Annotated in this window: 10 protein-coding genes; 7 read left to right on the plus strand and 3 right to left on the minus strand. The window is 67.8% G+C overall.

From position 1 onward, the window contains the following. Both G3N93_RS28510 and lpdA read left to right on the plus strand, forming a co-directional pair. Positions 1-889 (plus strand): dihydrolipoamide acetyltransferase family protein (locus G3N93_RS28510; protein ID WP_206134459.1); only part of this gene is annotated, 889 nt, incomplete at its 5' end. Positions 890-894: 5 nt separating this feature from the next. Continuing rightward, positions 895-2,286: a dihydrolipoyl dehydrogenase gene (gene lpdA / locus G3N93_RS28515; protein ID WP_206134460.1), complete on the plus strand. Its 1,392-nt coding sequence runs from the start codon at positions 895-897 to the stop codon at positions 2,284-2,286. Between the two features lie 94 nt (positions 2,287-2,380). On the opposite strand, the gene G3N93_RS28520 is transcribed toward lpdA, so the two are convergent. Continuing rightward, positions 2,381-2,827, minus strand: coding sequence for a hypothetical protein (locus G3N93_RS28520; RefSeq protein ID WP_206134461.1), 447 nt, complete (start codon positions 2,825-2,827; stop codon positions 2,381-2,383). A gap of 14 nt (positions 2,828-2,841) precedes the next feature. On the opposite strand from G3N93_RS28520, the gene G3N93_RS28525 reads away from it, so the two are divergent. The 3 genes from G3N93_RS28525 (at position 2,842) to G3N93_RS28535 (ending at position 4,103) form a co-directional block, all read left to right on the plus strand. Further along, positions 2,842-3,159, plus strand: coding sequence for a hypothetical protein (locus G3N93_RS28525; protein WP_206134462.1), 318 nt, complete (start codon positions 2,842-2,844; stop codon positions 3,157-3,159). A 25-nt stretch (positions 3,160-3,184) separates the two neighbouring features. Then, positions 3,185-3,454 (plus strand): hypothetical protein, encoded by a 270-nt coding sequence (locus G3N93_RS28530; RefSeq protein ID WP_174945509.1) that lies wholly within the window; start codon positions 3,185-3,187, stop codon positions 3,452-3,454. Between the two features lie 85 nt (positions 3,455-3,539). Then, positions 3,540-4,103 (plus strand): DUF924 family protein, encoded by a 564-nt coding sequence (locus G3N93_RS28535; protein WP_206134463.1) that lies wholly within the window; start codon positions 3,540-3,542, stop codon positions 4,101-4,103. A gap of 46 nt (positions 4,104-4,149) precedes the next feature. Here G3N93_RS28535 and G3N93_RS28540 read toward each other — a convergent pair whose 3' ends face one another. Continuing rightward, positions 4,150-5,097, minus strand: coding sequence for an MBL fold metallo-hydrolase (locus G3N93_RS28540; RefSeq protein WP_174934964.1), 948 nt, complete (start codon positions 5,095-5,097; stop codon positions 4,150-4,152). 67 nt (positions 5,098-5,164) lie between these two features. Continuing rightward, entirely contained in the window at positions 5,165-6,835 is a 1,671-nt protein-coding gene (locus G3N93_RS28545) for a GMC family oxidoreductase (protein ID WP_206134464.1), read from the minus strand. A gap of 211 nt (positions 6,836-7,046) precedes the next feature. On the opposite strand from G3N93_RS28545, the gene G3N93_RS28550 reads away from it, so the two are divergent. Both G3N93_RS28550 and G3N93_RS28555 read left to right on the plus strand, forming a co-directional pair. Next, the gene (locus G3N93_RS28550; protein WP_241026741.1) at positions 7,047-8,003 is read left to right on the plus strand and encodes a LysR family transcriptional regulator; all 957 of its coding nucleotides are present in this window, start codon (positions 7,047-7,049) and stop codon (positions 8,001-8,003) included. Between the two features lie 140 nt (positions 8,004-8,143). Then, positions 8,144-8,720, plus strand: a 577-nt coding sequence (locus tag G3N93_RS28555; RefSeq protein ID WP_206134466.1) for a class II aldolase/adducin family protein, incomplete at its 3' end; no start/stop codon positions are given.

An 8,720-nucleotide genomic window follows, 5' to 3' on the forward strand; every position in this document is an offset into this window, starting at 1 on the left:
GCTCGCGCCGGGTGAACGGCCGCTCGCGTCGCCGGCCGTACGCCAGCGCGCGTGGGACATGGGCGTCGAGCTGCGCTACGTGCGCGGCACCGGTGAAGCCGGGCGGATCCTGCATGCGGATCTCGATGCGTATGCGGGCGCCGGCATCGGTGCGGCGCGCGGATCGCAAGCGCGTGGCTACGCCGAACGCAACGACGAAACCGACGTACCGGTGATCGGCCTGCGGCGTGCGATCGCACGCAAGATGCAGGAAGCGAAGCGCCGCATTCCGCACTTCAGCTACGTCGAGGAGATCGACGTCACCGAGCTCGAATCGTTGCGGACGGAGCTGAATCGCCGCCACGGCGACACGCGCGGCAAGCTCACGCCGCTGCCGCTGCTGATCCGCGCGATGGTGATCGCGCTGCGCGATTTCCCGCAGATCAACGCGCGCTTCGACGATGAAGCGGGCGTCGTCACGCGCTACGGCGCGGTGCACATGGGGGTCGCGACGCAGACGGACGGCGGCCTCACGGTGCCCGTGCTGCGTCATGCCGAAGCGCGCGACGTGTGGTCGATTTCCGCCGAGATCGCACGGCTCGCCGACGCAGTGCGCGCGAACCGCGCGCAGCGCGACGAGCTGAGCGGCTCGACGATCACGATCTCGAGCCTCGGCGCGCTCGGCGGCATCGTGTCGACACCGGTCATCAATCATCCTGAAGTCGGCATCGTCGGCGTGAACCGCATCGTCGAGCGGCCGATGATCCGCGACGGCGCGGTCGTCGCACGCAAGATGATGAACCTGTCGTCGTCGTTCGACCATCGCGTCGTCGATGGCGCGGACGCGGCCGAATTCATCCAGGCCGTGCGCGCGGTGCTCGAGCGCCCGGCACTGCTGTTCGTGGAGTGAGCGCGATGAAGAATGAACACACCACGCTGCTCGTGATCGGCGGCGGTCCGGGCGGCTACGTCGCCGCGATTCGCGCCGGCCAGCTCGGCATTCCGACCGTGCTCGTCGAGCGCGACCGGCTCGGCGGCACGTGCCTGAACATCGGCTGCATTCCGTCGAAGGCGCTGATCCATGTGGCCGACGCCTTCGAGCAGGCCCGCGGCCACGCAGGCGAGGGCGCGCTCGGGATCCGCGTGCGCACGCCCGAGATCGACATCGGGAAAAGCGTCGCCTGGAAGGACGGCATCGTCGACCGGCTGACGCGCGGTGTCGGCGCGCTGCTCAAGAAGAACGGCGTGCGCGTGCTGCACGGCGATGCGCAGGTGGTCGACGGCAAGACCGTCGACGTCGTCGCCGGTGGCCACACGACGCGAATCAGCTGCGAGCACCTGTTGCTCGCGACCGGCTCCGAACCGGTCGCGCTGCCGTCGATGCCGTTCGGCGGGCATGTCGTGTCGTCCACCGAGGCGCTGTCGCCCGAGACGTTGCCGAAGCGGCTGGTCGTCGTCGGGGCCGGGTATATCGGGCTCGAACTCGGGATCGTCTATCGCAAGCTCGGCGTCGACGTCAGCGTCGTCGAAGCGACGGAGCGCGTGTTGCCGGCCTACGATGCCGAACTCGCGCGGCCGGTCGCCGATTCGCTCGCGCGGCTGGGCGTGCGGCTGTTGCTCGGCCACAAGGTGCTCGGGCTCGCGGAACACGGCGCGGTGCGCGTGCAGGCCGCCGACGGCGCGGAGCAGACGCTGCAGGCCGATCGCGTGCTGGTTGCGGTCGGCCGCCGGCCGCGGGTCGACGGCTTCGGGCTCGAGTCGCTGCCGCTCGACCGCAACGGTCGCGCGCTGTGGATCGACGACGAATGCCGGACCTCGATGCGCAACGTCTGGGCGATCGGCGACGTGGCCGGCGAGCCGATGCTCGCGCATCGTGCGATGGCGCAGGGCGAGATGGTGGCCGAGCTGATCGCCGGCAAGCGCCGCAAGTTCATGCCCGCGTCGATCCCGGCCGTGTGCTTCACCGATCCGGAGATCGTCACGGCCGGCTGGTCGCCGGACGACGCGCGTGCGGCCGATGTCGATTGCGTGAGCGCGTCGTTCCCGTTCGCGGCGAACGGGCGCGCGATGACGCTGCAGGCGACCGACGGCTTCGTGCGCGTCGTCGCGCGGCGCGACAACCACCTGATCGTCGGCTGGCAGGCGGTCGGGCGCGGCGTGTCGGAGCTGGCCGCGGCGTTCTCGCAGTCGCTGGAGATGGGCGCGCGGCTGGAGGACATCGGCGGCACGATCCATGCGCACCCGACGCTCGGCGAAGCACTGCAGGAAGCCGCGCTGCGCGCGCTCGGACATGCGTTGCACGTCTGACGCGTAGCACGCGCGGCACAGCGGGCCGCACCGATAGGCGATACGGATATCGGTGCGGCTCCGTGCATGTTCCGCCTGACGGGCGGCGGGAGATTCAGTTCTTTCCTTGACCTCGGTCGGCGCGACGCCGTCCGATGCATCTCCAGAAGTCGACACGCGCTACAGCCGTCGACCGACTTTCATCCGATGATTGGCGACGCCCGGCGTCGCGCAAGCCGGTCACGCCGATGCGGGGACGTTCGGCAATCGGATTGTTAGTGAATCGTGGATAGTTCATCTCTGCGGCACCCGTTTCTTCCATCGCGGCCGCTCGGCTACACTCGATCGACTTCCCTATCTGCATAGCCATCCGAAGTGTCATGTCGACGCCGATCGCCGCTTCCTGGTTGTCGGAGTGACGCAGTGCGTCGCGGCGTTCGGCTGAGCACTGCCGAAACCGCGTGAGCGCGCTGCCGGATCTGCCGCAGCCGGGCGTGCGCGCAGGGCGCACCGGAAAACGCAACGGAACCGTACCGCCGCTTTCTTCTTCCTTCAAAGCCATCGAGGATCTGCAACATGAAGACCGACACGCTTCATCATCCTGTCGTCCGGCGCGCGATCGATGCGTTGCAGCAAGGCGACGGCGCCGGCTGGGCCGCGCTGTTCGCACCGGGTGCGACGCTGTACGACGACGGCCAGCCACGCGACCTGCACGCGTTCAACCGGGACGCGATCGGGTCCGAGCGCTTCACGTCGATCGAGCGCGTCGAGAACGACGGCCTCGACGTCTACGGCCAGTTTCATTCGGACCGCTGGGGCACGTTTCGCACGTACTTCCGGTTTCACATCGACGGCGAAGGCCGGATTGCGCGACTCGACATCGGACAGGCGTGAGCCGTTCGCGTGACAGGAGAACATGATGCATACGCTCTGGACGATCGTCGCCGGTGTTCTGTTGCTGGCCGTGTTCGTGTTGTTCGGGCAGTTGTGGGGCGCCCAGGCGACCTCGCTCGCGTTCGCCGCGAAGGCGTTCGTGCCGGTCTGGCTCGGTCTGTCGCTGGTCAATCTGTGGATCGGCGTGCAGCGGGCCGGCTACGGCGTACGTGAAGAACTGCCGATCCTCGTGATCGTATTCGGCGTGCCGGCCGCGCTTGCCGTGGCTGCCGCGCTGCTGCTTCAGCGCGCCTGATCCGAAAGGCGACGACGCGCCGCGCACGATTGCGCGTCCGTCGTCGTCGACCTGTTTGTTTCCGCCCGTCACCGATCCATTTCCCATGAAGCGCGATACGCCTTTGCATGCTGCGCCGCCGGCCCGGGACGTCGTTGCGTTCTGGCGCGATGCGGGGCCTGCGCAATGGTTCGCGAAGCATCCCGATTTCGATCGCCGCTTTCGCGAGCGTTTTCTCGACACGCATCTGGCCGCTGCAAGGCGCGAGCTGGACGGCTGGCTGTCGACGCCATACGGAACGCTCGCGTTGCTGTTGCTCACCGACCAGTTTCCGCGCAATGCGTTTCGCGGCACCGCGCAGATGTACGCAACCGACGCGCTGGCGCGGCAGTTCGCGACGCATGCCTACGCGCACGGCCAGATGGCGCAGGTCGAGCGGCCGCTGCGCCTGTTTTTCTGCCTGCCGTTCGCGCATTCGGAAGACCTCGACGACCAGCGGATTTCGGTCGAACTGAATGGCAGGCTCGGCCAACCGTGGCTGTCGCACGCGAGGCGACATCGGGATATCGTCGCGCGCTTCGGCCGCTTTCCGCATCGCAACCCGCTGCTCGGCCGCGAGACGACGCGCGACGAGGCGCGCTTTCTCGCGGAAGGCGGGTTCGCCGGATGAGCACAGCGGTTTGCGCAACATGGCCGCCGCGGCGGCCATGCGTGTGTCAGCGCAGGAACTCGATGCCGAACGAGCCGGCCGTATCGACGATATGCCCCGCGTGCGGCGCCTCGAAATGACCGGGCAGCAGCAGCGCGCCGTGCTCGACGCAATGCGCGAGCAAGTCGAAGCGGCTCTTTGCGGCGAGCGGGCGGTCGTCGCAGACCTTGCTGCTCCATTGCCAGAACGGGATCTGGATCGGCGAGTGCAGCATGTCGCCGCTGAACACGCCGCGCGAGCCCTGCGACGTCAGCTCGATGCGCACGTGGCCGGGAGAATGGCCCGGTGCGTGGCGGATCAGGAATGTGTCGTCGAGCTCGTAGGTATCGTCGAACATCGTGGCCTGGCCGGCCTCGATCACGGGCAGCACGCTGTCGTTGTACATCGGGCTGAACCACGCGGGGCCGGCGGGGCCTTCGCCCCGGATCGCGCGGACCAGGTGATCGTGCTCGACCTGCGAGATCACGTAACGCGCGTTCGGAAAGGTCGGCACCCAGACGCCGTTGACGAGCTGCGTGTTCCAGCCGACGTGATCGGCGTGCAGGTGGCTGCACATCACGTAGTCGATTTCCTCGGGCTGGATGCCGAGCGCGCGCATCCGGTCGAGATAGCGCGTCGACAGCCGGTGCATTTCCGGCAGCCCGGGCCGCTCCTTGTGGTTGCCGATACAACTGTCGATCAACACCGTATGCCGGCCGGTGCGCACGATCCAGCTGTGCACGGGCATCGGGATGCGGCCGCTTTCGGGATCGTAGTGCGTCGGCGCGAGCCAGTGCTCGTGTTCCGCCACGCGCGCGCGGTCGAAGTCCGGCAGCCAGCTCTGCGCGGTTTCGCCGAGCAGCGTCGTGTCGTACAGCCGGATGATTTCGACGTTGCCGAGCGCGAGAGAGAAGGCATGCGGCTCGGCATTCGTGATGTGCGCATGGCAATGCGCATGCCCGCAGGAATGGGTCATCGGTGTCTCCTGAATGAGTTGGAATGAATCGAAGCGGGGCGTGGTGTGCTGCCCCGCGCACGACGGTCTACATCGGCGCCGTGGCGCGAACCTGCGCCTGCGGCACGGGCACGGCTTTCCCGGTCATGAAATCCGCCGCGCGTTCGGCCATCGTCATGATCAGCGCGTTGGTCGGCCCGCGGATGATGCGCGGGATCGCCGAGCCGTCGACCACCCGCAATCCGGCTACGCCGCGCACGCGCATCTGCGAATCGACCACGGCCGCCGGATCGTCGTCGCGACCCATGCGGCACGTGCCGACCGGGTGATGAAGGGTGATCGCGATGCGGCGAATGAACGCGTCGACGTCTGCGTCGCTCTGGACCTGCGGGCCCGGCGCGATCTCTGCGTCGATGAACGGGCGCAGTCCGGCCTGCGCGCCGATTTCCCGCATGCGCCGGAACATCTCGCGCGCTGCGATGCGATCGTGCTCGGTGGCGAGGAAGTTTTGTTCGATCCGTGCGTGTTGGGCCGGATCGGCCGACTTCAGCGACACGCGGCCGCGACTTTCGGGCGTGAGGAAAATGCCCTTGATCGCGAACGAATCGGCATACGCGTGCTTGAACGGCTCGAAGTACGGCGCGGCGTTCATCGCGCCGGCCGCGAGGATCAGCTGCACGTCCGGCAGCGGCAGATGAGGCTGGCTGCGGACCAGCCCGAGCGCGGCGGCGGGGATCGCGCTCGAGAAGCCGTTGCCGCCCACAAGCGTGCGCGCGACGTCGAACGCGATGCGGTCGGCGCGCATCATCCGGTGCAGCGGCCCCGGTTCCTTGCGCCTCCAGCGCAGGTCGAACACGATGTGGTCATGCAGGTTGGCGCCCACGCCGGGCAATTCGACTTTCGACGTGATGCCGTGCGTGCGCAGGCTGTCGGCCGCACCGATGCCGGAGAGCATCAGCAGTTGCGGCGAATTGATCACGCCGCCGCAGAGGATGACTTCGCGGCGTGCATCGGCGCGGTAGTCGGACTCGCCACGGCGATACTCGATCGCGATGGCGCGCGGCGCGCCCCTGTCGGTATCGAGCACGATCCGTTTCGCGAGGGCCCCGGTCACCAGCGTGACGTTGCCGCGCGCGAGCGCCGGGCGCAGATAGGCGACCGCGGCGCTGCAGCGCAGGCCGTTGCGGATCGTGGCCTGCATCGGCCCGAAGCCTTCGACGGACACGCCGTTGTAGTCGTCGTTTTCCGGATAGCCGCAGGCGCGCGTCGCGTCGAGGAAGCCGCCGACCAACGGGTCGCGATAGTCGAGCCTGATCACGGTCAGCGGGCCGCGACCGCCGCGCAACGCCGATTCGCCGCGCTCCCACGATTCGGAGCGCTTGAAGTACGGCAGCACCGCATCGTAGGACCAGTCGGTCAGGCCGAATTCGTCGACCCAGCCTTCGTAGTCTTCGCGTGCGCCGCGTGCGTAGGCCATGCCGTTGATCGACGACGAGCCGCCCACCACCTTGCCGCGCGCGCACTCGATCCGGCGTCCGTCCATGCCGGCTTCCGGCTCGGTGAAATAGCCCCAGTCGAACAGCCGGTTCTTCAGAATCTGGCCCCACGTCAGCGGCACCTTGATGTACGGCGAGCGATCCTGCTCGCCGGCCTCGATCACGAGGATGCGGAGGTTCGGATCCTCGCCGAGCCGGTAGGCGAGTGCGCAACCGGCCGAGCCGGCGCCGACGATCACGTAGTCGTACGTATCGGTTTTCATTGCCGCACCTCGCGGTGCCGGGCAGCAGGGCAGGCCGGCGCGACCCGCGAACGCGGGGCGCGGCGACCTGCCGGAACAGACGTCGAACGAACCATGATGTCTCCAGGTGGGCCTGAACGCAGGCCTCTCGGTTGTGGGTTCATTCGATTGTGCGTAACCTGAAACATATCTTCCAATACGTATTACGGTGCCATCCGATACCCGGATGGCTATGGGCGAGGGGACTGTGCGCGGATTCGATTCGTATCTCACTTTTCAGAAGCTCGAGGTGTTCTGCACGGTGGTCGAGCTCGGCAGCGTCACGCGCGCGGCCGACCGCCTGTGCATCGCGCAGCCGGTCGTGACCGCGCACGTGCGCAGCATGGAGAAGCGGCTCGGCTACGCGCTCGTGAAGCGCGCCGGCCGCAACATCGCACTCACGGAAGCCGGCGAGCGCATCTATCGCTGGGCGACCGAGGTGATCACGCGCACTCGCGAGGTCGAGCGCGAACTCGCCGGTCTCGAGCAGGGCGAAATGGGCACCGCGGTGGTGGCGACGTCGATGTCGATCGGCTCGTACGCGTTGCCGCCGCTGTTCGCCGAGTTCCACCGGCGGCAGCCCGACGGGCTCGTGACCGTGCAGATCCTGACACCGCAGGCGGCCGTCGATGCGACCCGTGTCGGCGGCTGCGATTTCGCGGTCATCCTGATCGCGGCCAATCAGGATCTCGAAGGGTTGGCGACCATTCCCGTGTGGGAGGACGAACTGCTGCTCGTGTGCGGCGCGTCGAGCCCGTGGGCCGCGCAGCCGGCCGGCGATCTCGACCTGCGCCGCGTGCCGTTCGTGAGCACGCCGCGCAACCAGCCGCGCCGCGAGCTCGAAGAGGCGCTGCTGCGCGAGCGCGGCCTCGAACAGCGCAAGGTCGTGATGGAACTCGGGCATCCGGAAGCGATGAAACACGTGGTGCGCGAGAACCTCGGCGTGAGCTTCATGTTCGCGTCGGCGGTGCGCGCGGAGGTCGAGCGGCGCGAGCTGGTCGTGCTCGATCGCCCCGATCTGTCGATGAAGGTGCCGATCTATCTCGTGCATCGCGACGACAAGCGCTTTTCGGCGTTCCAGGCCGAGCTCGTGCAATTCATCGTCGATTCCGCGTCGCCCGGCGCGGCGGCGGGCATCCCGAATTCATAGTTGATGGACTATCTGTTTGGCGATCAATAGCTAATAGACCTATGGTCGGCCCGGTTCTAAGCTGGCCGGGTGCTTGACGGTCCGCATCGAGACGCGATGCGGGCGTGCGCACTGCCAGTCAACCCGAAACAGGCCGACCCATGTGTACTCTTCATCTTCAGTCCGGCGGCGCCGCCGCGTATGCGGACGATGCCGGGCGTCCCGCCGATGCGCCGGACCCCGCGCTCGTCGAGGATCTCGTCTGCGCGAACCGCATCCTGTTCGACCAGGGCATCGTCGATGCCTTCGGCCATGCCAGCGTTCGTCACGACAAGGATCCGCAACGCTTCCTGCTGGCGCGCAACATGGCGCCGGGTACCGTCGGCATCGACGACATCGTCGAATTCACGCTGGACGGCGTGCCGGTCAATGCCGGCGGGCGCGCCGTCTATCTGGAGCGCTTCATCCACGGCGAGATCTACAAGGCGCGTCCGGACGTGCACGCGATCGTGCACAGCCATTCGCCGACCGTGCTGCCGTTCAGCGTGACGAAACGCACGCCGTTGCGGCCGGTGTGCCACATGAGCGGATTTCTCGGCGCGGGTACGCCCGTGTTCGAGATTCGCGATACCGCCGGCGACGCGACCGACCTGCTGGTGCGTGACAACGCGCTCGGCGCGGCGCTGGCGCAGCGGCTCGGCAGTGCGGCGTTCGTGCTGATGCGCGGCCACGGTTCGA

It is taken from the genome of Burkholderia sp. Se-20378 (assembly GCF_017104665.1).
Taxonomy (GTDB): Bacteria; Pseudomonadota; Gammaproteobacteria; order Burkholderiales; family Burkholderiaceae; genus Burkholderia; species Burkholderia lata.

Bases quoted from the DNA above. Each gene is read 5' to 3' on its own strand.
- lpdA (WP_206134460.1), top strand. From the start codon at position 895: ATGAAGAATGAACACACCACGCTGCTCGTGATCGGCGGCGGTCCGGGC.
- G3N93_RS28520 (WP_206134461.1), bottom strand. From the start codon at position 2,827: ATGGCTTTGAAGGAAGAAGAAAGCGGCGGTACGGTTCCGTTGCGTTTT.
- G3N93_RS28525 (WP_206134462.1), top strand. From the start codon at position 2,842: ATGAAGACCGACACGCTTCATCATCCTGTCGTCCGGCGCGCGATCGAT.
- G3N93_RS28530 (WP_174945509.1), top strand. From the start codon at position 3,185: ATGCATACGCTCTGGACGATCGTCGCCGGTGTTCTGTTGCTGGCCGTG.
- G3N93_RS28535 (WP_206134463.1), top strand. From the start codon at position 3,540: ATGAAGCGCGATACGCCTTTGCATGCTGCGCCGCCGGCCCGGGACGTC.
- G3N93_RS28540 (WP_174934964.1), bottom strand. From the start codon at position 5,097: ATGACCCATTCCTGCGGGCATGCGCATTGCCATGCGCACATCACGAAT.
- G3N93_RS28545 (WP_206134464.1), bottom strand. From the start codon at position 6,835: ATGAAAACCGATACGTACGACTACGTGATCGTCGGCGCCGGCTCGGCC.
- G3N93_RS28550 (WP_241026741.1), top strand. From the start codon at position 7,047: ATGGGCGAGGGGACTGTGCGCGGATTCGATTCGTATCTCACTTTTCAG.